Consider the following 24306-nt stretch of genomic DNA (forward strand, 5'->3'; position numbering starts at 1 on the left):
GAAAAATTCTTCACGCGCCAACCCTAGCGGTTCGCATGCGTGGAAGACTCCAGCAGCGCTACCAATTCCGCATGATCGGGCAGATCTTTCGGTTCTAGGGTCTCCCCTGCGGCAACATAATGGAAGGCCGCTCGTACTGATTCTCCAGTGCCGATGATCCTTGACCAGGCTTCCCGGTACACCGCTAGCTGGATGATTGCGGCCCGCCGATCCGGTCCAGTGGGAGTGCGTCCGGTCTTCCAATCGACGATGATCCAACCGGTGGGATCATCTGGGTCTCGGAAGATGGCATCCATGCGACCGCGAACTACGACATCGCCCAAGCTCACTTCGAATGGCTCTTCCACAAATGCCGGGGTGCGGCTATGCCATGGGCTGTCCACGAATGCCTTCTTGAGAGTCTCTAGTTCCTCAGAATTGACTACTTCTTCATCAATACCGGGCAATTGGTTCTCGTCCAATAGGGCGCCACCGCCAAAATGCTCCTCCAACCACAGGTGAAACTCCGTGCCCCGCTTGGCATAAGTATTGGGTTTGAAAGGCACCGGGCGCCGCTGGCGTCGAGCGAATTGCGCTGGGTCTGCCCGCAGCGCCACTAGGTCGGTGGCAGTGAGTTCTCCGGGTAATTCAACCTCGACCACAGGTGCGGACAACGCCACGTGTTCCTCGATCAACGCGCTAGTCTCTGCTTCCCAAAACTCAAAGGTCTCACCAGCAGAGGCCGTTGCTGGTTCTACCATCGCCGCACGTACTAGTGCGGCTCCGTCCAAGGCAGCAGGGCTGGCCTGGAGGTTGGGAAAGCGACCACTATCCGGTTGCTGTGCGAGGTCCTCCTCTTCTGCGCCAGCTTCTCCGAGACCTTCCTCCCAGGTGATGACAGACTCTGGTGCCAGCTCTGCTAGCTCCGCAAGATGGACATAGGGTTCTGATTTAGCGTTCAGTCGCGAGCCAGTGACGGTCAAGACTCGCTCGGAACGGGTGATCGCAACATAGAACAAACGGGTGGCTTCTTGTGCTTCAGCCTCTCGTCGCTCACCGAGATAGCCTGGCGTTGCCTCTGCTGATTTACTCGCTTTAGTCCCTTTGGCCAGGTCTTCGAATTCTTTCCGGTCTTCGGCCGCAGTGGCATCAAACTCTGGATCCGGAACTCTGGTCTCATTAGTCAAGAACGTCGAAGCGGTCGCCCGATACGTCCCGGAGTCTGCATGCAGCACGCAGACCACATCCCATTCAAGCCCCTTTGCCTTATGTGCGGTGAGAATCTGCACCCGATCGGAGCGCACTACGACCTCGCCTGGAGCTAATCCGTCCTCGTGTTCTTCAGCCAATTGGAAGAAGTCGAGCAGCCCTTCTAGGCTGTCGCCGAAGTATCCAGCTACGACATCTGCCAAACGATCAAGGTGTACTGCTCCGGCACTATCTCCTCGGGCTAATACCTCGGTGCGCACTCCAAAGGTATTTTCGATATCCGCAAAAAGGTCCGACAGAGACTTGCCCAAGCTGTTGGTCCGCAGTCGACGCAGACGAGCGGAGAGCAGTTCCAGGCGATGGACACCTTCTTCGGAATAGCGAGATCGTTCTCCCAAATCAGCAATCGCATCGGTGAGGCCGACTACCTGATCGGGTGGCCCCGCCGTCAGCTCCGCCAACTGAGATTGCAAACGCTCCAGGGGTTGTTCTGGGTGCTCAATCCGGGCCGAACGTCCGGCGAGATTCCGCGCTCTCGCGCCCAGCGCGATGAGATCTTGTAGGCCTAGACCCACTAATGGCCCGGATAGTATCCGCAGTGCGGCCGGAGTATCTTGGGGACGGATGAGCATGGTGGCCAAGGCGACGATGTCGGCTACTTCCGGGACCTGCAATAGACCGCCCCGACCGACAATCTCGTAGGGGATCTCCCGTTCAGCTAGTGCCTGCGCAATATCGATGGCATGCCGGTTTTTCCGCAGCAGGACCGCACCGGTGAATACTTCACCTTGGTGCTTTTTCGCCTGAAACTCCCGTGCGAGGGTATCGGCAACAAAGGCAATTTCATCAGCTGGATCTGCATAAAATCCCAGGGAGACGGTGCCCGGCGCGGCTTCTGGCTTCGGTTCGAGTTCGGCCACCGCCCGGCCTGATCCTGAGCCTAGGACTTGAGTAGATACTGCATTAGCCAGAGTGAGAATTTCTGGCGGATTACGCCAAGAAATAGTCAGCTCACGTTTGGGCGCTGGAGCTGCGCCTGCCGGAAAATCATCGACGAAAGCGGCCAGGTTTTCCGCGGTAGCTCCACGCCAACCGTAGATCGACTGCATGGGGTCACCCACTGCGGTCACGGTCAGCCCTTCCTCGCTCGTGCCAAACAAACTAGCCAGAAGCACCCGCTGGGAATGAGAGGTGTCTTGATACTCATCGAGCATGACCACGCGGTAGCGCCTGCGTTGGCTAGCTCCAACTTGGGGATGTTCACTGGCGAGCCGGGCAGCCACGGACATCTGCTCATTGAAAGTGATCATCCCCCGACTGCTCAATTCCGCGCGCAGCTGCTCGACGAGCGGAAGATAATCTAAGCGGACTTTCTGTTTATTGATCCATCCCTGCACCGTGCCGGTGTAATCCTGCACCCGCTGCTTGGGTCCCTTCGGCATATCTTCGAGCAAGCGCAAAAAGTCCTGGGTCTCAGAGGCAATCTGCTCAGGAGTCATGACCTGGTTATTCATCTCGTCGATCAGTGAGATGAGATTCTCGGTGACTGAGCCCACCGATTGCCCAGCGGTGAGCACCCCGCGGTAATCAGTGACCACCTGATGGGCAATGGCATAGAGATCGGCCTTAGTAATCAAACGGCCAGCTGGCTCTACCGGCACTAGTAGCCCGTGTTCCCGAATCAGCTGCCCGGCATAGGCATCATAGGTAGAAACCGTCGGCGCGATGGTAGTCAAAGATTCCGCTAGCTTGCCACTGGGATCAATGTCCCGAATAGCTTCGATGCCAGCCAAGGTTTCCAAGCGGTTGCGAATGCGTCGGCCAAGTTCCTGGGCGGCTTTTCGAGTGAATGTCAGTCCCAAGATCTGGTCAGGCTCGGCTAAGCCATTAGCCACCAACCACACCACTCGGGCGGCCATTGTTTCGGTCTTGCCTGCTCCAGCACCCGCTACCACTAACAACGGGCCTGGTTGATCGCCGATAATCGCTGACTGCTGACGAGTGGGACCATGTGCCTGTCCCAGGTACTTCGACAGGAGTTCCGGGGAAGTCTTACGCATGGATAGTGGTCTTTCCTTCGGGTTGAACGGGACAGAGGTTTCTTACTGGGCAGCGATCGCAGCTGTCATTGACGCGGGCGGTCAGGGTCGCACTGCGCAGTTCAGCGGCCAACCCAGGCAAGTGCGTGGCGAACTCAGCGAGCTGTTCAGGACTGCGTCGGGCTTGCTCCCGGGTAGATATCTTCTTGGTCGTACTCCCCGGGTAGACGAGTACTCCGCCACCTACGGTTAGAGGTTCTTGTCCTGGTTTCGGATCGGTGATCTTTTCCCCATTGAATGCGCCGCGACTCAACGCCAACTGATAGGCGGCTAACTGGGCATGCTCATCGGTGGCTTTTTGGCTGATTGCTGTCGCCCCGGTCTTGAGATCAACCACCCAATGTTCCCCGGCTTGATCTTTCTCAAGACGGTCCATTCGGCCGCGGATGCGCACTCCCCCAATCACCTCAACATCAAGGTCCATCTCTACCCCAGCCTGGGTAAAACTCGAGCGAGACTCCTCAACCCACCGGCTCGTTCGCTCGAGCAACGTGGAGAACTTCTCTTGTTCCGCTGCCGCCCGCCACTGCGGATCATTCTGAATGTCTACGAAAGCAGCCATGGTTAGCTCCGCGGCCTGCTGCTTATCGACGCCGCGCCCAATCGCCTCTAAGTAGGCATGTGCCAGGGAGCCACGGGTCAACGCCGCTGGGGTTTGTTCTTCCTCAATCAACCGTTTGAGGACCTCTCTCAGAGGACAAGCCAACAACCCTTCGATCCGGGAGGGCGAGAGCGCTTCAGCGCCCTTAAGCGGCTCCATCACTGAAGGATTAGTGGTAGTCCACCACTGCTCTGGATCCGCACCGGGTACTCCGGCAATGGCGAGACGGGCGAGTTGCCTAGCGGCTTGGTCGCGCTCATCAGAACGAGCCTGGGGATTACACACCGTGGTTCTTAGTTCTGCTAAAAGCGAGGGAACCGAAAGCACTCGTACCCGCAGCGGGGTGTACTCACCCTTCGGTGCTCCTGGATCGGGTGCGTAGTTTTCTTTCTGGACCGAATACTGCCGGCAAAACTCATCCAGAAAACGGGAAGGTTCGGTGACTTCATCGGCGTCTGGGGCATGAACTGCGGTAACCAGGAGAGTATCCGTAGCCCGACTCGTAGCCACGTGGAATAACCGGCGTTCTTCCCGAAGCCGATCGGCAGTATGCGAGACAGGGACGCCCGGAAGGATGCCGTCGTCGATAAGATCGACGAGAGTTTCCTGTTCAAACAGGGAACCAGTTTCTCCCAATGATGGCCATTCACCCTCTTGGACTCCAACGACGATGACAGTCCCCCATTGGCTTCCTACCGTGCCATGAGCGGTGACTAGAGTGACTGCATCCGGGACTGCTGAACGCCGGTCGCGCACGCCCGTTGGCAGCTCCTGATCGGTGATATGACTAAGGAAGCCGTGGATGCTGCCGGTGGGGCGGCGCTCCACGAAGTCACCAGCGGCGTCGAATAGCGACATCATTGCATCCAAGTCACGGTCCGCTTGGGAACCTGTCACGCCACCACGCAGGGAGGCCGCGAGTAGATGGTCCGCTAGCCCGGTAGCTGACCAGACTGCCCAGAGAGTTTCTTCCACACTGCCGCCTGCTGCCAGTGCCTTATGCCCGGATTCTAAGACGCCACGAATGCGCAGTAGGATCTGCTCCTCACGTGCGGTGATTTTCTCACCAAAATCAGGCAGCTGCACCTCTGTGTCCAACAATGTCCGCAGGGTATCGATGCCTCTGGTCTCCGGATCAAACCGGCGCAAACCACGAATCAGTCGACGCAGAGTAACCGGATCAGCTCCACCGATCGGCCCGAGCAAAAGATCATTGAGTTCGCTGGCGGAGAGCTCCTCGGTGAGCGCCCGAATACCCAGCAAAAGGTTGGCCACAATCCGCTGTTCAGAAAGCACCACATCAGTCGGGTTGAGATGAACCGGCACCCCTGCTGCCAATAGTGAACGCCGAACCGCAGCAATCTGACCGACCGAGCGCACCACTACGGCAATATCAGACCAGGCAACACCCTCGAGCAGGTGCGCGCGCCGGGCAGTATCGGCGATCAAGGCAAGCTGGGTGGTACGGGAATCAACCACCACCGCGCGGCGATCTGGCTGCCGGCGGCTGGTGCTCAGTTGAATCTCCTGATCAGCCGGGAACTGGCGAAGAAATGCCGATGAGGCACCGCGGAAGTGGAAAATCGATTGCTCGGGATCTCCCCCGATAACCACCAGCTTGGCACTGGGAATAAGTTCTGAGATCAGTTCAGCTGATTTCGGATCCAAGTGTTGAGCGTCATCAACCACAATGGTGTGCCAGGCAGACTCAATCGGCCGAGACAAGGCCGCAGTGACCAGTTCGGAGGCTGAATAGCTGGTGTAACTTGCTGCCCCCGACAAAGCCATGGTCTGTTCGTATTCACGCAAGAACCCACCGGCGGCGGTCCACACTGGGAGGTTGTACTGGCGGCCAAGACCCTCGAGATCTTCTGGGGACAAACCGCGCTCCACGGAGCGCAGTAAAAAGTCACGCAGTTGCCGGGCGAAGCCGACAAAGTTCAACGCTGGGCGGTGCTCTGCGGACCAGCCACCACGGCCATCGGCAGCTTGCCCGGCCAAGAGCTCTCTAATCACGGCGTCTTGTTCCGCACCAGTAATTAGGCGTACTGGTTCCTCAGAACTGGCACGCAATAGTGCAAAAGCCAGTGAGTGCACCGAGCGCACGAGAGAAGATGCAGAGGCGAATCCGGTCTCGGACAGCCGATCAGTCAGTTCCCGGCGGATGCGTCCACCGGTTTCCTTTGAGCTGGCTACCACGAGGATTCCAGATGGATCAACACCACCTTTGACCTGCTGTACCACCGTATCGATGAGCAGACTGGTCACGCCAGAACCTGCAGGTCCGCGCACCCGCCAAGTGCCGGATTCCGGCAACGGCATCTGCCAATCACGAACGGATAGATCACGACGACGCGGGACAAGCCCGACCTGAGGAGTGGGCAACGCTGAGCTCATGTTCTACAGTCTGTCAGCCAACCTAGACATAAGAAGGTCCTCGACACGCCGGATGTGCGAACGCCCATGCGAAGTAGCTTCTGGATGGAGATCATTGACGTGGCGCCGATAAGAAACCGCTCGCAGCAAGAGCTGGTCAATATCGGGAATATGGCGGAATCTATCGACTATCCCGATGTCAACGGCACCGGCAATCAGTCCATCGACCATGACCAAAGCCGCAGTGTAGCCATGGGGGCGAGGTTCAGCGAAGGGAACCACATCCGTCACCGCCGGGACCTGTGCTCCGTGGTAGATGGTGCTGGCTAATAGATCAGCGTGGCCGACTTGGACGGGTGCCTTAATCTCCCGATATTCGGGAGCAGTTTCTTCCCAAGTCCGACGATCAGCCAGGATAAAGGGATCTGCTGCCTCTGGATCTGGCGGTGCTGGTTGGCTGGCTAAAGCATCAGCCAATCTCAGAGCCACCCCCACGGTCTCATCTACCCGGCGCGAAAGATCACCGACGATTCGACTCGAGGCTTTCCACCCAGCGACGACGAAACGCCCATCGGTGGAACGTACCGGGCGCGCGATCCGTACTCCCTCGACTTTGAGTCCAGTGCGCAATTTGGCGGACCACCCAGTGGACACGCCACCGCTACGGGAATAGATGACCGAACCCACACGCCAGCCATTATCCCAGGCATGACCAGCGGGTTCCGGTATCCCCGCTTCGCCTTGGAAGGCTGCGATGACATGGCCTGGGACGACCTCAGATTCGGTCACGAGGTTGCCGTTCGCGGGAAGGGCCACGGGTTATAAACACAGGTCTTATTGTCATCCGGGTAGATCTCATTCGGGTTGAATGAGTGCAGCTCGGAGTTATTAAGGCTCAGTGTCTGCTGCATCATGACCGGGGCAAGTTCCCCATCGCTAAGGCAAGGTTCATGAGCGGCATAGCCCAAGCCGTGTCCGACCTCATGATTGATCAGATATTGGCGATAGGAACCTAGGTCACCGTTGAAGGGGGTTGCGCCTCGAATCCATCGGGCCTGATTGATTACCACGTGGCTCGTGCCATTGATCTTGATGTGGCAGCTGGTTTCCATGTCCAGCTCTGCCCCGCAGATAGCGTGTGTGGTGCCCACACTGGTTAGCTGAATCCGCATATCCGGTTCCTCATCGTCTGCGACATGTTCGAAGCGGTAGCGAGGATCATCGGTCCATCCCTTGGGATTAGCTAAGGTCGCATCGACCATGGCGGCAAAAGCATCACCGCCACCAAAGCCAGCGGTATCGACGCCGTCTTCAACCTCGACGATATAGCGCATGACCAGTTCTTCGCCTACCCCGGCGCTAGCACCAGTTGCGCCCACCGTGAAGTAGGTCCCTTCACCTTGGTCGGTGAAAGGACCTCCCGGTGGTAAATCCTTGATCCCCAAATCCAGCGCAGGCGAATCTCCCGGGTTAGGTCCAGAGTCGACCGCGATTTCAGTAGTGGGTTCAGTCGACTCATCGGCCGAACTAGCTTCCGGAGAATCACCGCCATCTGCTGTGGCAGTGAACACGTCAATGAGCACCCAGACGGTGATAACCACGAGTACTGGGATGGCATAGGCCCGCCACCCCAGCTCACGGGCGAGACGAACCAAGAGGGATTCGCCGGAGGATTCCGTCATGCGGTTCAGGCGCCGGCGAAGCCGACTGAGCGTTGGGCGACAGTGCCTACCTCCACGTAGGAGATCCGAGAGGAGCGCACGATATAGAGGCGGCCCTTAGTGTCCTGCAGCTGCAGGGTATCCGAGTCGTTGTTGAGGGCGTCCGTGATCTGAGCAACCACCGATTCTTGATCAGAATCGAGGGTGATCACCAGTTCACGCGGGGAATCTGCAAAGCCGATCTTGATGTCCATGGGCACCATCATAGACGCCAGGCCGTACTATCGATCATGTGTCTGCTTCCAACTCCTCCCCGACGTTCGCTGACCTGGGTGTGGCTGTGGAGATCTGTGAGGCGCTAGCCGCCTCTGGGATCACCCGCACCTTTGCAATTCAGGAGCTGACGTTGCCCTTGGCCCTCGATGGCACTGACCTGATTGGCCAGGCCCGCACTGGCATGGGCAAGACGCTCGGGTTCGGTGTGCCTTTACTCGACCGAGTCTTTGATTCCGCAGATGTGGAGGAACTCGATGGAACGCCTCGCGCCCTAGTCATTGTCCCCACCCGTGAACTGGCTGTCCAAGTCGGTGAAGATCTCGAACGCGCCGCGACAAAGATCCCGGTGAGACTGACCACCATTTATGGTGGACGTCCCTATGAGGAACAGATCGCTGCTCTCAAGGAGGGCGTGGATGTGGTGGTGGGAACCCCAGGGCGCCTCATCGACCTCTATAACCGCGGCGAGCTGCAGCTTGATCGAGTCTCCATCTTGGTCCTCGATGAGGCCGATGAGATGCTGGATTTGGGATTTCTTCCTGATATTGAGAAAGTCCTTCGCGCACTATCTCACCAGCATCAGACCATGCTATTTTCCGCGACGATGCCGGGCCCGATCATCACCTTAGCCCGGAGTTTCCTGACGAAGCCGGTGCACATCCGGGCAGAGGAAGTTGACGCTGCCCAGACTCACTCGAGCACCCGTCAGGTCATCTTCCAGGCTCACCGCATGGATAAAGCCGCTGTCACGGCTCGCCTCCTCCAAGCAGAAGGCAGAGGTCGAACAATTGTGTTCACTCGCACCAAGAGAACTGCTGCGGAAGTTGCCAACGAGCTAGCTAGTCGTGGTTTTGCGGTCGCAGCAGTCCACGGCGATATGGGCCAGCCAGCCCGTGAGAAATCGCTGACGGCGTTTCGTCAAGGCACCGTGGACATTCTGGTGGCCACCGATGTGGCAGCTCGCGGCATCGATATCGATGATGTTACGCACGTGATCAATTACCAAACCCCAGATGATCCGATGACTTATGTCCACCGCATCGGCCGCACCGGTAGGGCGGGAAATTCTGGCACGGCGGTGACACTGGTCGGATATGACGAGCTCGCCAAGTGGCAGGCCATCAACGACGAACTAAAGCTCGATCTGCCCGAACCACCCAAGTGGTTTTCCACTTCTCCTGAGTTTTCCGAAGCCCTTGGAATCCCAGATTCTGCGGGACCCAATGTCGGCCCGGCCAAGAAGGCTCTCGGCGGAGTAGCCGTACATGGCACACGTCCTAATAGGGGAAGGCAACAACGTCGATGAGTCGACCGCTGCGACGTACCCGCGGCGATCTGATCGCCACTGGAGTAATTTCTGCTGTCTGTGTGGCGGCGGTAGCCGGCGTCTGGCTAACTGCCCCGATCCGCGATTCTGAGCTGACTCCAGCAGCCGCTGAGTATTCTTCGACCGCTGAACTATCGGCCGTGCCGGAGTCCCTCAGCCAGGAATGGACTCGAAGCGATGAGCAACTACCTGGAGTTTTTCACCCCGTGACTGTCAACGGGGTCATCGCGTCGGTGGAAGGACAGACAGTCACTGCTGTTGACCAGTCCGGGGAGACGCTCTGGTCCTATACTCGCAACCTAGATTTATGCTCTATGGCTGGAGCCTGGGGCAAAATTGTCATCACCTATCGTTCTGCCGCTGGCTGCGGTGATGTGGTCTCCATTGATGCCGGGACTGGCCAATACGATGCCACCCGCAGTTCGATTGCACCGTTAGAGGTCGTGCCGGTGGTCTCAAACGACCGTATTGGTACAGCTGGCAGACAGCGATTGGAGCTGTGGCGCTCGGACTTAGTACGCACCGTCGAGTATGGGGAGGTCGAAGGTATTCAAGAACCGGGGCTCCAACCGCATCAAGACTGCGACATTGAGTCCGCATTGACCCGCACCGAATTGCTAGCGGTCACCGAATCCTGTCCGGATAACCCAGGAACATGGCTTAGGTTGCAAGAAACCTCTCCAGAGGATGCTCGAAAGCCGGAGATCAACCAGGACATCTACCTGCCTACTGGGGGTTCCAGGTTAGTGGCTATCGCTCAGGAGGCAGTGACGGTATTTGTCCCCGGGCTTCAACCAGAGTTGATCTCTTATTCCGATAGTGGTCAGGAGCTTTCTCGAACTCCGGTTGAGTCCGCTGCGCTTATCGACGCCGCCGTTGACTCCGAGCAGTCACCCTTTGCGCCGGTGACAGCCGATCTGCCCCACCACATGAGCTGGTTTGATGGCGAACGGCTCTATTTGTTTTCCCCTACCGAGTTAAGTCCCATCCGCATTTATGAAGATGTCGTAGGCACTGCGGTAGCGGTCGGCGATGACCTATTAGTGCCTACAGTTGAGGGAATCGCTGTTACAAATCCCGATACCGGTGTCGTTGAACGCATCATTCCGGTTGATCGCGCAGGCTACGAGGGGATGGTGACTCTCGCGATTGCGGGAGAGACCATCGTAGAAAAGCGCGGAGATGAACTCTTCGGGTTGGTCTAGCTGCGGTAGTTTTCCGCCGCCCAGTCAACAGACTTGGGGCTAAACAAGAAAATTAACGCGGCCAAGGCGGATGCTGCGGTAGCCAGCGCTGCCCAAAGCGCTCCACCGGAGAACATGTAGTAGGAGATCAGCAGAAGAATCATCTCCATCATCGCTACTGGGCCTCGACCCCACTTTCGTCCCTTCATCATCGACACCGCGCCGGCTAAGACCGCACCGAAGATGATGATGAAGAAGATCGCGGTGCCAAAGCCAACCCAAGCGATGTTGGCGCCTTCACTTACTAACGAAGGATCTTCTTTCCCTTGGAACTCGCGAACGATGAGGATGCCGGCGTAGCCAAGTCCAATCAACGACTGGCAGATGGCAATCACACCTGCCCAGCGGACCTTGGTAGGCGGGAGGGGACGGGAATTTACTGGGGTCACAGTTATTGAGTCTATCGCTCCACCTGCAATGACGCCTTCGGGGCTAGTTGGTGGGATCAGATTTGACCACGTTAGATAAAAAGTGCTTAGCACAGACTACCTATTCCAGCAGGTCAGAATGATTGCCCGATGGTCCACAATCAGTGATTACGGCCACCTTACCTAATGGACGATAGATAATAGGAGGTGAATTGCATCACATTATTTGATTTACCCCTAGCGCACTTTCCGTTTACGTGTCATTATTCTCGGGTAGCAAAAACAGCCGGTTGATTAACCATCCGCAAACTCTGACACACCACAGAGTGAACGCCACGTGAACCGAGGTAGCCCCCTGGGGCCTGACCCAACACCGTGACCGGCACAAGATTTTTCCGATCCGCTCAATGCGGTTCCTCTTGGTGTGCACGCACGTCCCCCACGATCTACCAACTATCTCAAGGAGAATCATCATGGATTGGCGCCACGAAGCAATTTGCCGCGACGAAGACCCGGAGCTGTTCTTCCCCGTCGGCAACTCCGGCCCTGCACTGTCTCAAATCGCCAAGGCCAAGGTTGTGTGCAACCGCTGCCCGGTGACCTCGATGTGCCTGAAGTGGGCACTGGAAACCGGCCAAGACGCTGGCGTCTGGGGCGGAATGTCCGAGGACGAGCGTCGTGCACTCAAGCGTCGCAAGAACCGCGGCCGTGGCCGCGCCCGCATCGCTGCCTAATCTAGTCAGACTTCTCCTGCCCCAATGCTCATAGTGTGCATTCTTAAAGCTAGAGTTGATACTAACAGTTGCACCACTGCAATCACCAAGGAGAATCAATATGAGCAAGCGTGGACGTAAGCGCAAGGATCGCCGCAAGAAGAGCGCTAACCGAGGTAAGCGCCCCAACGCCTGATTATTAGGTTGATCCACTGGGACAAAACCGCCCAGCGAGCATTTTGCTCGCTGGGCGGTTTTTTATTGGCTCAGATTCAACTCCGCCTAGCAACTAGCTCAAGCGAGTAACCCGAATCTGCATGGTGATCCGCTGACGCAGCGTAGCTGGCGCCTCCTGAGCCGAACAGCACTGACGCACGAGAGCTCGGATCTCACGCTCGGACTGCAGACGGTGATGGCAGCCCGGGCATTCGGCGATTTCCCGCAGCAATTCTCGGGCTTGTTCAGGAGTGATCTCCTCATCGAATAAGGAACACAGGCGCGCCTGGATTTCCTCGCAGTCACCACCACAGTCGCCGGATGGCTGCCCCTGATCCGCATTCATTTCGCGCTCGCTTCCTGGTCGTTTCCCGCACCAACGGGCTTAACCGTGACCATGTCGGGATGGTCGAGGCCGATGCCTTGTTCGTGGGCTACTTCCTTCAACGCCTGCCTTAACTGTTTTCTTCCACGATGCAAGCGACTCATCACCGTGCCCAACGGAGTATCCATGATTTCCGCGATCTCTTTATAGGCCAGACCTTCAACGTCTGCGTAGTAAACGACCATGCGATAGTCCTCGGACAACTGGTTCATGGCCTCACCAATTTTTCCATCCGGCATGTTCTTCAATGCCTCAACCTCAGCTGATTCCAACCCAGTCGAGTCATGGGAGCTGGTGGTGTAGAGCTGGTAATCGGACATTTCTTCGGTCGGCGACTGGCTTGGCTGCCGCTGCTTTTTCCGATAGAGGTTGATATAGGTGTTGGTCATGATTCGATAAAGCCAGGCTTTGAGATTAGTACCTGGCTGATAGGAGCCAAAGGCCTTATAGGCCTTTAAAAACGTCTCCTGCACTAAATCCTCAGCGTCAACAGGGTTGCGCGTCATTCGCAGCGCACCGCCATAGAGCTGGTCAAGAAGAGGCAAGGCCTCCTTCTCGAATCGGGTGGCGAGCTCAGTGTCAGGCATCGGCGCCTTCCTTGGGTGCTAAGTGCGGTTAATGGCCCATTGTAGGCTAGGCGCCCATAATGGCTGTCATGGCTAAAAAAAGGAGCTCCGCCGCGCCCACTGCCGCCGTCCGAGTACTAATCGAGGCTGGCATCCCTCATGAGCTTCAGCGCTTCGATGCCGGACACGATCACTTCGGTCAACATGCCGCTGATGCCCTCGAGGCACCTGCCGAGTTAATCCTTAAAACCTTGGTCATCGATCATGGATCAGGATTGGCGGTGTGTTGTATTCCCGTCACTGGACGCTTGTCCTTGAAGAAGGCAGCCGCAGCGCTTGGAGTATCCAAAGCGACCATGGCAGATCCTGCCAAGGCATCGCGTTCCTCCGGTTATATTCCCGGCGGGATTTCCCCAATCGGCCAGCGCACTAGCCTGCCCACGCTTATCGACACCTCCGTCCATGACGCCCCGGCCGTCTATGTCTCTGGTGGGCGCCGCGGTCTCGATATCACCTTGTCCCCGACCGATCTGGCAACAGTGACCGGGGCACATTTTATCGACTTAGTCCAATAACTCGGGATAGTCATTGGCAACATTGCCCACCGCTCGTCCCACCGGGCGGACTACTAGCCTGTCGAGATAATCCGCCGGTGTGGGTGCGAGCAGCTCAGCGGCTTGGCGTGCTGAGCCCTGCGTCCACTGCTCGATCTCATTGTCAGTCAGTAGCCGTGGTAGTCGATTATGTAGCCAACTCAAAGGCTCGGTAGCTGCAGTAGTCACGATGGTCGACGAGAGCCTGCCTAACCCCGTGGCCCAGAGCGCTGCCGCCCACATGATGTTGCCTTCGCCCAAGCTGACGTAGTGCGCGGTTTTTCCTTGACCACCATCGTGCCATTCATAGTAGCCATCCATCGGAATCAATCCCCGTTGGCTGGTGAAGGCATCCCGAAAGCTCGGTTTAGTGGCCACAGTCTCCCCGCGGGCGTTGAACAACGGCGGGCCAGTCTCATCTTTTTTCCAATGCGGGTACAGCCCCCAGCGAGAGGGCTCAACGTTGGCTACGGCGGCGTCGATACGCACGAGAGGAACGACCTGAGTGGGGGCAAGGTTAAACCGAGGCCCCGGAGTACCCGCTGGGGCGTGGACCTCTTTGATGCCTGGGAGCTGTCCGACGCAGCTAAGAAGCGACTCGTCGGTGGTGAAGAGAACGAAACGACCGCACATATATCTATTATGGACTTCATGAACGCCAACTGGCCCGCGCCGACTGCTCCTGGACCGATTCGATGGACCCAGCACATCCCCGGCTCTAAGTCGATTACCAATCGTGCCTATATTCTGGCAGCCCTTGCCGACTACCCCTCGGTCATTGAAGGTGCCCTCCATTCGCGCGATACTGCACTCATGGCCAATGCGCTGCGTTCCATGGGCACCCTCATTCGTGATGATGACGGGGTGGTCCATCTTGACCCGCGGCCGCTCCACGGCGGGTCGATCGATTGCGGGCTAGCCGGCACTGTCATGCGTTTCGTTCCGCCCGTCGCGGCGCTGTCCACCGGCACTGTGGTCTTCGACGGTGACCCACAGGCTAGAACTCGGCCGATGTCCACCATCCTTGAGGCACTGCGTGCCCTTGGCGTCAGCATCGAGGGAGATCTCCTCCCCTTCATGGTGGTAGGAGGCAAGACTCCGGCGGGCGGCACCGTTGAAATTGACGCCTCTGCTTCCTCCCAGTTTGTTTCCGGACTATTGCTGGCTGCCCCGAAATTCGACAAGGGAATCACCGTTCGACATGTTGGTGGAAAACTGCCCAGCATGCCGCACATCGAAATGACCATCGCTATGCTGCGTCAAGCAGGTGTCCGCGTCGATGAATCAGAAAATCAATGGCAGGTACATCCTGGACCTATCCGCGGTCGAACCTGGCGGGTGGAACCAGATCTGTCGAATGCAACCCCGTTCCTCGCCGCCGCGGCAGTTACCGGCGGTACTGTGCGCATCCATGATTGGCCGCTCAATACCACCCAACCGGGAGATGTCATTCGGATGATTCTCGAGAAAATGGGTTGCCGGGTCGAGATTATTGCTGCCGAATCGGGCCCTGGCTACGATTTAGAGGTCACCGGCCCGGAGAATGGTCAGCTCATGGGCATGACCTTGGATATGTCCGATATCGGCGAGCTCACCCCGACAGTGGCGGCTCTCGCAGCCTTGGCTGATACTCCTTCTACGCTCACCGGCATCGCGCATCTGCGCGGCCACGAAACTGATCGGCTGGCTGCACTGAGCGCCGAGATTAATCGCCTCGGCGGCAAGTGCCAAGAGCTTCCCGATGGGTTGGCTTTTACTCCTGCCCCGCTACATGCTGGCCTATGGCATTCCTATTCTGATCACCGAATGGCCACCGCAGGTGCGATCATCGGATTGGTCGTGCCTGGTATCGAGGTAGAAGATATCCAAACCACTGCCAAAACGCTGCCCGGATTCGAGACCATGTGGGGGGATATGGTGCATGTCTAAGCGTCGATGGGATGAGTCAGACGTGCGGGTGCGTCCGCCCAAGGGCACCCGTCCCCGCACCAAGGACCGGCCGACTCACCAAGATGCGCGATACGGCATGGTGGTGACCAAAGACCGCGGGCGTTGGGGAGTGGTTCTTCCAGAACGGACCGAACCTGTGGTGGCGATGCGTGCCCGAGAATTAGGGCGCACACCCATCGAAGTCGGCGATCATGTCGGCCTTGTCGGTGATATTTCAGGCAAGAAGGACACCCTCGCCAGAATCGTCAAATTGGAGGAACGAACCTCCGTTCTGCGGCGCACTGCTGATGACACCGACCCCTATGAGCGGATTGTGGTGGCCAACGCAGATCAGTTGGTGATCGTGACCGCGGTGGCAGATCCCCCACCACGCGCCGGTTTCGTCGAACGCGCCTTGATCGCTGCGTTCGTGGGCAATCTTCATCCGATTCTGTGCCTGACCAAATCTGATTTGGCAGATCCCAGTGAGTTTGCGGCGGAGTTCGCAGACTTGGATGTCACCGTGGTCACCGCGGGAATTGATAACCCGATCGACTCGATCAATGAGCTCATTAACGGCCACGTATCTGCCCTGATCGGCCATTCCGGAGTGGGCAAATCTACTCTCGTCAACCGGCTAGTACCTGATGCCAACCGTGAAACTGGTGTGGTCTCTGGGGTAGGCAAAGGGCGTCACACGTCCACCCAGTCAGTAGCCCTACGGCTGCCCGAGGAAGGCTGGATTATTGATACTCCAGGTATCCGCTCCTTCGGCCTAGCCCATGTAGACGCTGATGCGGTCGTAGGGGTTTTCGGAGACCTCGCAGAAGCCGTCGAGAGTTGCCCACGCGGTTGCACCCATCTCGGCCCCCCGGCCGATCCGGAGTGCTGTCTGGATGACTTCGAGCTCGATAGTGCTAGCGGTCGGAGAGTTGCGGCCGTGCGCAAGCTACTTGCGGCGCTACGCACTAACGATGCGTGGGATATGTAGAAAGCTCAAGGGGAAACCTTGAGCTTTCCCCTACTCTGCTGCAGCAGCTGCAACTTTGCGACGCCACTGCGGAGTACGCCCAGTGAAGTTAAGGATGCCTTCCTTCAGCGTGGGGCGCAGCTTCTTTAGCAGGCCTAGTCCCGTATGCAGACCTGCTCGCTGGCCTTGCTCATTGGGCCCAACCCACACCTTGCCTTCCAGCTCCGGGTACTTAGTAAATGCTGCGTTGGAACGAACCTCAGGTGCGTTATCTCGGTCCGCAGCTAAGTACTTGTTCGGCAGGGTGAGCTTGAGCAGGGTCTTTTGGACCTTCAGCAGTTGGGCAGGGAAAGAATCGGTGTTATAAGGCAGATCGAACTCGCGGCATACTGCTTCGACCTGCGGACCGATTTTCGACAGTCGGTTGGAGGGCATATCCGGGAAGATATGGTGCTCAATCTGGTAATTGAGGTTGCCCGACATGATCGTCAGAATCTTGCCACCGCGGAAGTTTGCCGAACCGAGCATCTGTCGGAGATACCACTCATCGTGGGTCTCGTTTTTCCACTGTTCTTTGGTAAAGGTCTCGGCTTCATCTGGGAAATGGCCACAGAAGATCACTGCATAGGCCCACACAGAACGGGCAAAGTTGGCTGTGGCGTTGGCAGAGACGGTGTGAAAGAAGTTCGGTCCAGACAGCGCGGGGAACAAAACATAGTCGCGCAGCATCTGATTGCCCGCCTTGCGGGTGGTCTCCCAGAACTTCGGCGCGGTCTCCTTCCAGGTAGCTTTACCTGCGGCAACCTTGCCCAACTCCACGTCGTAGTAGCCCACTGCCCATTGGAACAGCGAGGCTAGAGCGAAGTTGATCACCGGCTGGAAACTGTGCATTGCTGCCCATTTCCGGTCTCGGGTCACACGCAGCACACCATAACCGACGTCGGTATCCATACCGAGGATGTTGGTGTATTTATGGTGCACATAATTGTGCGTATGCATCCACTGGGAAGAGGGACAGACGTTGTCCCATTCCCAAGTCGAAGAATGGATCTCTGGATCATTCATCCAGTCCCACTGGCCATGCATGACGTTGTGGCCAATCTCAAGGTTCTCGAGGATTTTCGAGACCGATAGCAGCGCAACTCCGGCTAGCCAGAAGGGACGGCGGCCGGAAAATAGCAAGGCACTACGACCAGCAATCTCCAGATAGCGCTGAGTACGAATCAGGCCCTTAATATAGCGAACATCGTTTTCCCCAAGATCCGACTCGAACTCATCTTTGATCGCGTCTAAGCGGCGGCCGATCTCCTTGATGTCTTCGTCGGTGAGATGTGAATATGACTTAATGTTATCGATTGCCATGAATGTGGACTCCTCTTAGACATCGATGGTGACGTCGCCGGCAGCAACGCACACGCACGTACGGATTCTGGTGCCGGGCTCGTGAATATCGCCGGTACGAAGATCATGAACATGGCCAGCGCTGAGGCCTCGGACGCAGGTCTGGCAGATTCCCATTCGGCAACCGAACGGCATTTGAACTCCAGCCTGTTCACCAGCCTCAAGGATGGTGGTTGCCCCATCGACGCTAGCTTGGACGCCGCGGGTACCGAAGGTAATAGTGCCGCCGGCGGCCTCAGAAACACGGTCAATGGTAAATCGCTCGACGCGGATCTCCACGTCAGATTCTTGTGCCCAGGATTCCAGCTCATCGAGCATGGTGGCGGGCCCACAGGCGTAGATGACTCGCTCCTGAAAATCAGGGACCAGTTCTTCTAGTACCTCAGGCGAGACTCGTCCGGACTCAGAAGTGACTTGAATATGCGCGCCGAAGTCCTCGAGGACTTCTCCGAAGATCACGTCTTCAGATTTCCGAACGGAGTGGACCACCTTGATGTCGCAATCATTCTCGCGGCCCTTGAGGCTGCGCAGCATGGCGATCACTGGGGTCACGCCCGAGCCTGCACTGACAAACAGCACTTTGGCTGGCAGCGGGTCGGTCAGGTGAAAATCACCGGCTGGAGCTGCCAATCGGACATTAATGCCAGACTTGGCAGTACCGACTAGGTGGGTCGAAAGCTTGCCCTTTTCCACAGCGCGGACGGTAATAGAAAATAATCCGTCTCGAGTATCCGGAGCATTGGTCAGCGAATAGCTCCGCCAAGTAAATCGTCCGTCAACCCGCAGTCCGATGCCTATGTACTGCCCCGCTTCAAAGCTGACGGGAACCCCCCAACCGGGCCGGATGACTAAGTGGATAGTGTCATCCGGAAAGCGCTCCACGCTCTCAATCTTGCCGCGCAGCTCACGACTGGACCACAGCGGATTTACCAAGCTGGTGTAGTCGTCGGGCAGTAGCGGTGTGGTGAAACGGCGTAGGACGCCGCGAAAGCCCGCGAGTCCGTCAGGTGTCTCTGACATCGACCCCTCCTATTGGTGGCAAACATTACGTTCGCGTAGCTTACGCGAACGTAGGTTTCCTGTCTACCACCTTGCCCAACTCAGAGCAGTTCAACCAAAAACGGCAGCTCAGTCGGGTCATAGAAGGCCATAAAATTATCTAGAGCATCTCCTACTGCCAGTTCTGCGTCTTCATCTCCAAGATCAGAAGCATCAATAACCTCGATTGCAGACTTGGTCGCAGCCTCAGACTCTTCGATATCAATATGGATCGCAGCCAGATCATCTACCGAGATCTGTGGCGGATTCAGCTTGACGATGCTCTCGCCCTGATCCGGTTGAACCTCTACCACCGCATCCTCAACATCGACGGAGACAACTACCCGGCGATGCGGAAAGTCCTCTTCATCACCGATAGCCAATAGACGAAGCGAAGCCTCTGAGGCGTCAAGGAAAGCCGCGTGCGCGATCTCTTCCTCATCACCTGCAGAATAGAACTCAGTTAATGCAGGGGTGACCGCAAAACCCCAACCTGAACGAGCAGTGAGGACACCGGTCTCTTTGAGACCAGCCAGCATCGCGAAAGTCGCAGGAAGGTAAACGCGCACCTAGAACTCACCCTCGATATCAAAAATGGAGCAAACTTCGATCGAGGCACGATCAAATATTTGGTAGAGAATCCCGACTAAGCCCGCCTCGACGGCTGCCCGAACATTAAGGATCGAATCATCGACTAAGACGCAGTCGTTCATAGATAGATCGATGGCCTCAGCTGCGTGAGCAAAGGCCTCCACTGCTGGCTTTTCCGTACCGATCTCGCCGGAGAGCAACACGGCATCAACGATGCCATTGTATTCCCACTCTCGGATAGGCTCCGCACCTTCTCCACCTGCATCGTTCGACAGGATGGCGGTGGCTACACCATTAGCTTTGGCGGCGGCGAACAGTTCTTTCCATCGACGCTGATCTTCATCCGTGCCGTCAAGCACACCTACATAATCGACAATCAATCCACGCACTCGTTGCTCCCTTTTCGTATCCCAGTCTGGGCCCTGATGTGTCACAATAGTACCCAGCTCGCACCGCGTCTGCCCTGAGTGTCCATCCCCAGGAGCCAACCATGCTGACACCTGTCCCCGGACTTACCCATCTGAAGGTATTAACTGTCCCTCCACCACTCCCTCCAAAGCAACCAGACACGTTCTCACCTGCAGATACTCCGCGATCATCAGTCGCTGAGCACTTGGTACGCACCGCACTCGAGGTCGCTTTTGGAATGAGACCTATCACGCAAATTTCACCAAGAAAGTTCGACCGACCAGTGCGACTGCACCTATCTGCTCGACTGCGCGCGGCACGGGGACAAAGCACAGCTTCCGGCCCGGTGCGCATGGATACCTTGCATCTACGAGCAGACGGTGAGGTATTCGGTACCGCGGTATCTGGAGGGCGAGCCCACGCATTCACAGCGCGGGTCGCCGATAACCGGATGACTAGCTTCCGAGTGCTCTAAACCTCAGCAGTCTCGGGAGCTTCCTTGGGGGCGAACTGCTTGCGCAGCAGGAATAGCTGACGAACAGTCTCCTCCTGGATACCCTCCTTCATACCGCGGAACATATCCCCGCCTTCTTTCTGGTATTCCACCAGCGGGTCACGCTGTGCCATGGCACGCAGGCCGATGCCCTCTTTGAGGTAATCCATTTCATAGAGGTGCTCACGCCACTTGGTATCAATCACCGGCAAGATCACCATGCGTTCGATATTACGGATCTGTGCTTCACCACCAATGGCGGAGACATTCTTTTCTAGCTCATCATACTGAGCTTGAGCATCGGCGACCACAGCCTTACGCAGTTCTTCCGCGGAGATTTCACCTGCAGCACCATATTCGGTGCCTTCGAGGAGATCTTTCCAAGAGATGGTCGGCTCGTACAAGGACTCGAGTGCGTTCCACAGCTCCTCCAGGTCCCAGTCCTCCACATATCCGGTGGCTGTGGCCCCGTCAACATAGGCGCCGACGGTCTCCTCAATCATGCGTCGAATATTGTCAGCGATATCCTTGGACTCAAGAATTTCACGGCGCTCAGCATAGATAACCTTGCGCTGTTCGTTGAGCACCTCATCATATTTGAGCACGTTTTTACGCATCTCAAAGTTCTGGTTCTCAACCTGCGCCTGGGCGCCCTTAATAGAGTTAGTGACCATCTTCGCCTCGATCGGAACATCATCGGGAACGTTGAGGCGGTTCATCATGTTTTCCATGGACTGGCCAACGAAGCGAACCATCAGGTCATCGCGCATAGACAGGTAGAAGTGAGTCGCCCCGGGGTCTCCCTGGCGTCCAGAACGACCACGGAGCTGGTTGTCAATGCGTCGCGATTCATGGCGCTCAGTGCCCAATACATAGAGTCCACCGGCCTCGCGAACCTCATCGCCAAGGCGAGCAGAACGCTCCTTGACCTTGGGAAGCTCTTCATTCCACGCTTCCTGATAGGCCTCTTCGTCCTCGAAGGGATCAAGGCCACGCTCACGAAGCTTGATATCGCAGAGCACGTCAGGGTTGCCGCCGAGCACGATATCGGTGCCTCGTCCAGCCATGTTGGTAGACACGGTCACAGCAGAGGGCATACCCGCCTTGGCGATGATCTCGCCTTCTTCCTCATGGTGCTTAGCATTGAGGACCTTATGCGCGATGCCGCGATTTTGCAGCAACTGGGAAAGGTACTCGGAGCGCTCCACCGAGGTAGTACCGACCAAGACAGGCTGTCCCTTGGCCACACGCTCGGCGATGTCATCGGCCACTGCGGCAAATTTAGCCTCTTGAGTCTTATAAACCCGATCGACGAGATCCTGACGCTGATTGGCGCGGTTGGTCGGAATGATGACCACATCGAGCTTGTAGATCTGGTGTAGCTCAGCAGCCTCAGTATCGGCAGTACCAGTCATACCTGCGAGCTTGGAGTAAAGACGGAAGTAGTTCTGGAGGGTAACGGTAGCCAGAGTCTGGTTCTCGTTTTTAATCTCCACTCCCTCTTTGGCCTCAATTGCTTGGTGCATGCCTTCGTTATAACGGCGCCCACCAAGAACTCGACCGGTGAAGGAATCAACGATCATCACTTCACCATTGCGGACGATGTAGTCCTTGTCCCGGGTAAACAGCTCCTGGGCTTTCAGCGAGTTGTTGAGGTAGCTAACCAACTGCGAATGCTCCGGAGCATAAAGGTTATCGATGCCAAGCTGGTCCTCGACGTATTCCACGCCAGCCTCAAGCACACCAACGGTGCGCTTGCGGTGATCGACCTCGTAGTGAATACCCTCATTCATTCGCGGAGCTAGCTGAGCGAATACGTTGTAGAACTGCGAGGAACCTTCAACGGGTCCAGAGATGATCAACGGAGTACGTGCCTCATCGATGAGAATGGAGTCAACCTCATCAACGATGGCGAAGTTATGACCACGCTGGACTAAATCTCCCAGACTACGAGCCATGTTGTCGCGCAAATAATCGAAGCCGAGCTCGTTGTTCGTGCCATAAGTAATGTCGGCTTCATAAGAAACTCGACGCTGCTCCGGCTTCATTTCAGAAAGAATGACGCCGACCTCGAGTCCGAGGAAACGGTGAACACGTCCCATCATCTCAGCGTCACGGCGTGCCAAGTAGTCGTTCACGGTAACGATGTGAACGCCTTTGCCTTCAAGCGCATTAAGGTAGGCCGCTAATACCGATGTCAGGGTCTTACCTTCACCCGTTTTCATTTCAGCGACATTGCCAAAATGCAGCGCGGCTCCGCCCATGATCTGGACGTGATAATGCTTCTGGCCAAGAACACGCCAGGATGCCTCTCTCGCGGTGGCAAAAGCCTCCAGCAATATCGAGTTGAGGTCTTCGCCATTAGCCAGCCGAGTTCGGAACTCATCGGTCTTGGCTTTAATCTCGGCATCAGTGAGCACGGAATAGTCATCTTCGAGCGCGATGACATCATCGGCGATTTTGCTCAGTCTTTTAACGGTGCGACCTTCGCCGGCCCGGAGCAGCTTGGACAGTCCAAACACGTGCAGTCGTCCTTCATCTGTTGTGGAACTGGAATCTTCAGCGTCATTGTACGCAATAGCAGAAACCGCCGCTCCCGTTGGCTTAAGCCTTAAGGGAACGGCGGTCACGGGCATCTGACCCGAACGGAGATTTAGCTAATTGCTTCGTCTACGAGCGCAATCAAACCATAGTCAAAAGCATGACGACGGTAGACCACAGATGGCTGCTGGGTATCTTCGTTGATGAAGAGGTAGAAGTCATGACCAACCAGCTCCATCTCAGAGAGAGCATCATCCACAGTCATCGGAATGGCAGCATGCTCCTTGGTACGTACGACCTGGCCGGGCTTGATCTCCTCGACCGAATCCGCGTAAGGATCAACGTCATACTTCCCCTGAGCCTCACGTGCCTGCTCGGCTTCCGCTGCCAAACCTGCAGCAACCTCACCGATGGACTGCGGGGTGCGGTGACCGGAACGCGAGATGGATCGGCGTGCCTTTACCTTGCGCAGCGAACGCTCCATCTTCGACAGCGCGGTCTCAAGTGCTGCGTAGAAGCTGTCTTCTTTAGCTTCTGCTCGAGCGATATGGCCCTTACCTGTCGCAGTGATCTGAATTCGATCAGATTCTGATTCCCGGCGAGGATTCGGCTCGTGTTGAAGCTCCACATGGAAGAAGGTCAGGGTCGAATCGAGGCGCTCAATCTTTGCCAACTTAGAGTTGACTCGCTCGGCGAAGTGCTCCGGCACCTCAACATTTCGGCCCGTGATGGTGACCTGGGCTTCGGGGTTCAGGACCTCGGTGTTCTCAGCAGGTGAAGTCATCTGCTTCCTCCCTATAGTAGATGGGACAACTCGTATCTTCAGTCTACATCTGGTCATAACCAATTGGCCATGAACGCAGAATTTTATGCGTGCGCAAGCACTACTGCCCCGACAACTCGACACCCCGCCGCGATGAGCACCTCGGCGCTCGCAGCGAGGGTAGAACCCGTGGTCACGACGTCATCGACCAACAGCACTGGCTCCCTTGGCACCGCAAGCAGCTCCACCTTTCCTGCGAGATTTCGCCGCCGCTGAGTAGGATCCAACCCGACCTGGTCTCGTACCCCGCGACGGTGTCTAAGGGCGGATACGACTGGTAGACCAGATGCCACGCAAAGGTCAGTGACAGGGTCGCCACCTCTGAGCCGAGCGGATACCGCGAGGGTAGGGGCAGGGACGAGAACGGGGGCGTCGATACGCTCCCCTAACTCTCCGCGCACTTGCAAAAACTCGACGGCCGCGGAAACAACTGGGCCGAGCAACCGACGAATCGGAAAGTGATTGCGTTCCTTCATCGATAAAACCACCTGGCGGTGCA

24 protein-coding genes are annotated in these 24306 nt (G+C 56.9%); 8 read left to right on the top strand and 16 right to left on the bottom strand.

Annotated elements, in window-relative coordinates; all coding sequences use genetic code 11:
• Nucleotides 1–23 precede the first annotated feature (23 nt).
• From C5L39_RS05315 to C5L39_RS05335, 5 genes are read right to left on the bottom strand one after another with little or no spacing between them, the layout of a single operon-like run.
• The gene (locus tag C5L39_RS05315) at nt 24–3248 is read right to left on the bottom strand and encodes an ATP-dependent helicase (RefSeq protein ID WP_123047868.1); all 3225 of its coding nucleotides are present in this window, start codon (nt 3246–3248) and stop codon (nt 24–26) included.
• Nucleotides 3241–6285: an ATP-dependent DNA helicase gene (locus tag C5L39_RS05320; protein WP_123047869.1), complete on the bottom strand. Its 3045-nt coding sequence runs from the start codon at nt 6283–6285 to the stop codon at nt 3241–3243. The genes C5L39_RS05315 and C5L39_RS05320 overlap by 8 nt, the downstream gene beginning before the upstream one ends.
• Before the next feature lie 3 nt (nt 6286–6288).
• Nucleotides 6289–7053: a TIGR02569 family protein gene (locus C5L39_RS05325; RefSeq protein WP_123048174.1), complete on the bottom strand. Its 765-nt coding sequence runs from the start codon at nt 7051–7053 to the stop codon at nt 6289–6291.
• Nucleotides 7050–7946, bottom strand: a complete 897-nt coding sequence (locus C5L39_RS05330; protein ID WP_123047870.1) for a DUF3152 domain-containing protein — start codon at nt 7944–7946, stop codon at nt 7050–7052. The genes C5L39_RS05325 and C5L39_RS05330 overlap by 4 nt, the downstream gene beginning before the upstream one ends.
• Nucleotides 7947–7951: 5 nt before the next feature.
• Nucleotides 7952–8179 carry a DUF3107 domain-containing protein gene (locus tag C5L39_RS05335; protein ID WP_123048175.1) on the bottom strand — a complete coding sequence of 76 codons (228 nt, stop codon included), beginning with the start codon at nt 8177–8179 and terminating at the stop codon, nt 7952–7954.
• A gap of 38 nt (nt 8180–8217) precedes the next feature.
• On the opposite strand from C5L39_RS05335, the gene C5L39_RS05340 reads away from it, so the two are divergent.
• Nucleotides 8218–9507, top strand: coding sequence for a DEAD/DEAH box helicase (locus tag C5L39_RS05340; RefSeq protein WP_123047871.1), 1290 nt, complete (start codon nt 8218–8220; stop codon nt 9505–9507).
• Nucleotides 9504–10733 (top strand): Rv3212 family protein, encoded by a 1230-nt coding sequence (locus tag C5L39_RS05345; RefSeq protein WP_123047872.1) that lies wholly within the window; start codon nt 9504–9506, stop codon nt 10731–10733. Before C5L39_RS05340 ends, C5L39_RS05345 begins: the two co-directional genes overlap by 4 nt.
• On the opposite strand, the gene C5L39_RS05350 is transcribed toward C5L39_RS05345, so the two are convergent.
• On the bottom strand, nt 10730–11161 hold the full coding sequence (locus C5L39_RS05350; protein WP_123047873.1) for a hypothetical protein: 432 nt from the start codon (nt 11159–11161) through the stop codon (nt 10730–10732). The two genes, C5L39_RS05345 and C5L39_RS05350, sit on opposite strands and share 4 nt — an antisense overlap.
• Nucleotides 11162–11613: 452 nt before the next feature.
• Here C5L39_RS05350 and C5L39_RS05355 point away from each other — a divergent pair, with 452 nt between their 5' ends.
• Nucleotides 11614–11874 carry a WhiB family transcriptional regulator gene (locus C5L39_RS05355; protein WP_123047874.1) on the top strand — a complete coding sequence of 87 codons (261 nt, stop codon included), beginning with the start codon at nt 11614–11616 and terminating at the stop codon, nt 11872–11874.
• A 100-nt stretch (nt 11875–11974) separates the two neighbouring features.
• Entirely contained in the window at nt 11975–12049 is a 75-nt protein-coding gene (locus C5L39_RS10955; RefSeq protein WP_100227335.1) for a 50S ribosomal protein bL37, read from the top strand.
• Nucleotides 12050–12142: 93 nt separating this feature from the next.
• On the opposite strand, the gene rsrA is transcribed toward C5L39_RS10955, so the two are convergent.
• Together rsrA and C5L39_RS05365 are read right to left on the bottom strand one after the other, a co-directional pair.
• Nucleotides 12143–12415 (bottom strand): mycothiol system anti-sigma-R factor, encoded by a 273-nt coding sequence (rsrA, locus tag C5L39_RS05360; RefSeq protein ID WP_123047875.1) that lies wholly within the window; start codon nt 12413–12415, stop codon nt 12143–12145.
• Nucleotides 12412–13041 (bottom strand): sigma-70 family RNA polymerase sigma factor, encoded by a 630-nt coding sequence (locus C5L39_RS05365; RefSeq protein WP_123047876.1) that lies wholly within the window; start codon nt 13039–13041, stop codon nt 12412–12414. The genes rsrA and C5L39_RS05365 overlap by 4 nt, the downstream gene beginning before the upstream one ends.
• Nucleotides 13042–13109: 68 nt before the next feature.
• Here C5L39_RS05365 and ybaK point away from each other — a divergent pair, with 68 nt between their 5' ends.
• Entirely contained in the window at nt 13110–13595 is a 486-nt protein-coding gene (ybaK, locus tag C5L39_RS05370) for a Cys-tRNA(Pro) deacylase (protein ID WP_123048176.1), read from the top strand.
• On the opposite strand, the gene C5L39_RS05375 is transcribed toward ybaK, so the two are convergent.
• Nucleotides 13584–14246, bottom strand: a complete 663-nt coding sequence (locus tag C5L39_RS05375) for an SOS response-associated peptidase (protein WP_123047877.1) — start codon at nt 14244–14246, stop codon at nt 13584–13586. The genes ybaK and C5L39_RS05375 overlap by 12 nt on opposite strands.
• Nucleotides 14247–14255: 9 nt before the next feature.
• On the opposite strand from C5L39_RS05375, the gene aroA reads away from it, so the two are divergent.
• Together aroA and rsgA are read left to right on the top strand one after the other, a co-directional pair.
• Nucleotides 14256–15542 (top strand): 3-phosphoshikimate 1-carboxyvinyltransferase, encoded by a 1287-nt coding sequence (aroA, locus tag C5L39_RS05380; RefSeq protein ID WP_197714723.1) that lies wholly within the window; start codon nt 14256–14258, stop codon nt 15540–15542.
• A complete protein-coding gene (rsgA, locus tag C5L39_RS05385) occupies nt 15535–16533 on the top strand; it encodes a ribosome small subunit-dependent GTPase A (protein ID WP_123047878.1) in 999 nt (332 codons plus the stop codon). Before aroA ends, rsgA begins: the two co-directional genes overlap by 8 nt.
• 30 nt (nt 16534–16563) lie before the next feature.
• Here the strand turns inward: rsgA and C5L39_RS05390 are convergent, their stop codons facing one another.
• The 4 genes from C5L39_RS05390 to C5L39_RS05405 form a co-directional block, all read right to left on the bottom strand.
• Nucleotides 16564–17874, bottom strand: coding sequence for a fatty acid desaturase family protein (locus tag C5L39_RS05390; protein WP_123047879.1), 1311 nt, complete (start codon nt 17872–17874; stop codon nt 16564–16566).
• Between the two features lie 15 nt (nt 17875–17889).
• On the bottom strand, nt 17890–18933 hold the full coding sequence (locus C5L39_RS05395) for a ferredoxin reductase (protein WP_123047880.1): 1044 nt from the start codon (nt 18931–18933) through the stop codon (nt 17890–17892).
• Nucleotides 18934–19013: 80 nt separating this feature from the next.
• Nucleotides 19014–19520 carry a DUF6912 family protein gene (locus C5L39_RS05400; protein WP_123047881.1) on the bottom strand — a complete coding sequence of 169 codons (507 nt, stop codon included), beginning with the start codon at nt 19518–19520 and terminating at the stop codon, nt 19014–19016.
• Entirely contained in the window at nt 19521–19931 is a 411-nt protein-coding gene (locus C5L39_RS05405; protein ID WP_123047882.1) for an HAD family hydrolase, read from the bottom strand. It abuts the gene before it with no gap.
• A 302-nt stretch (nt 19932–20233) separates the two neighbouring features.
• On the opposite strand from C5L39_RS05405, the gene C5L39_RS05410 reads away from it, so the two are divergent.
• Nucleotides 20234–20425, top strand: a complete 192-nt coding sequence (locus C5L39_RS05410) for a hypothetical protein (protein ID WP_123047883.1) — start codon at nt 20234–20236, stop codon at nt 20423–20425.
• Here the strand turns inward: C5L39_RS05410 and secA are convergent.
• The 3 genes from secA to C5L39_RS05425 form a co-directional block, all read right to left on the bottom strand.
• A complete protein-coding gene (secA, locus tag C5L39_RS05415; protein WP_123047884.1) occupies nt 20422–22965 on the bottom strand; it encodes a preprotein translocase subunit SecA in 2544 nt (847 codons plus the stop codon). The genes C5L39_RS05410 and secA overlap by 4 nt on opposite strands.
• Before the next feature lie 131 nt (nt 22966–23096).
• A complete protein-coding gene (hpf, locus tag C5L39_RS05420; protein WP_123047885.1) occupies nt 23097–23768 on the bottom strand; it encodes a ribosome hibernation-promoting factor, HPF/YfiA family in 672 nt (223 codons plus the stop codon).
• A gap of 83 nt (nt 23769–23851) precedes the next feature.
• A complete protein-coding gene (locus C5L39_RS05425; protein ID WP_245974904.1) occupies nt 23852–24283 on the bottom strand; it encodes a ComF family protein in 432 nt (143 codons plus the stop codon).
• Nucleotides 24284–24306 lie beyond the last annotated feature (23 nt).

This window comes from Corynebacterium alimapuense (assembly GCF_003716585.1).
Taxonomy (GTDB): Bacteria; Actinomycetota; Actinomycetes; order Mycobacteriales; family Mycobacteriaceae; genus Corynebacterium; species Corynebacterium alimapuense.

Bases quoted from the DNA above. Each gene is read 5' to 3' on its own strand.
- rsrA (WP_123047875.1), bottom strand. From the start codon at position 12,415: ATGAATGCGGATCAGGGGCAGCCATCCGGCGACTGTGGTGGTGACTGC.
- C5L39_RS05365 (WP_123047876.1), bottom strand. From the start codon at position 13,041: ATGCCTGACACTGAGCTCGCCACCCGATTCGAGAAGGAGGCCTTGCCT.
- C5L39_RS05345 (WP_123047872.1), top strand. From the start codon at position 9,504: ATGAGTCGACCGCTGCGACGTACCCGCGGCGATCTGATCGCCACTGGA.
- hpf (WP_123047885.1), bottom strand. From the start codon at position 23,768: ATGACTTCACCTGCTGAGAACACCGAGGTCCTGAACCCCGAAGCCCAG.
- C5L39_RS05375 (WP_123047877.1), bottom strand. From the start codon at position 14,246: ATGTGCGGTCGTTTCGTTCTCTTCACCACCGACGAGTCGCTTCTTAGC.
- C5L39_RS05315 (WP_123047868.1), bottom strand. From the start codon at position 3,248: ATGCGTAAGACTTCCCCGGAACTCCTGTCGAAGTACCTGGGACAGGCA.
- rsgA (WP_123047878.1), top strand. From the start codon at position 15,535: ATGTCTAAGCGTCGATGGGATGAGTCAGACGTGCGGGTGCGTCCGCCC.
- C5L39_RS05390 (WP_123047879.1), bottom strand. From the start codon at position 17,874: ATGGCAATCGATAACATTAAGTCATATTCACATCTCACCGACGAAGAC.
- C5L39_RS05330 (WP_123047870.1), bottom strand. From the start codon at position 7,946: ATGACGGAATCCTCCGGCGAATCCCTCTTGGTTCGTCTCGCCCGTGAG.
- C5L39_RS05320 (WP_123047869.1), bottom strand. From the start codon at position 6,285: ATGAGCTCAGCGTTGCCCACTCCTCAGGTCGGGCTTGTCCCGCGTCGT.
- C5L39_RS05395 (WP_123047880.1), bottom strand. From the start codon at position 18,933: ATGTCAGAGACACCTGACGGACTCGCGGGCTTTCGCGGCGTCCTACGC.
- C5L39_RS05425 (WP_245974904.1), bottom strand. From the start codon at position 24,283: ATGAAGGAACGCAATCACTTTCCGATTCGTCGGTTGCTCGGCCCAGTT.
- ybaK (WP_123048176.1), top strand. From the start codon at position 13,110: ATGGCTAAAAAAAGGAGCTCCGCCGCGCCCACTGCCGCCGTCCGAGTA.
- C5L39_RS05355 (WP_123047874.1), top strand. From the start codon at position 11,614: ATGGATTGGCGCCACGAAGCAATTTGCCGCGACGAAGACCCGGAGCTG.
- aroA (WP_197714723.1), top strand. From the start codon at position 14,256: ATGGACTTCATGAACGCCAACTGGCCCGCGCCGACTGCTCCTGGACCG.
- C5L39_RS05335 (WP_123048175.1), bottom strand. From the start codon at position 8,179: ATGGACATCAAGATCGGCTTTGCAGATTCCCCGCGTGAACTGGTGATC.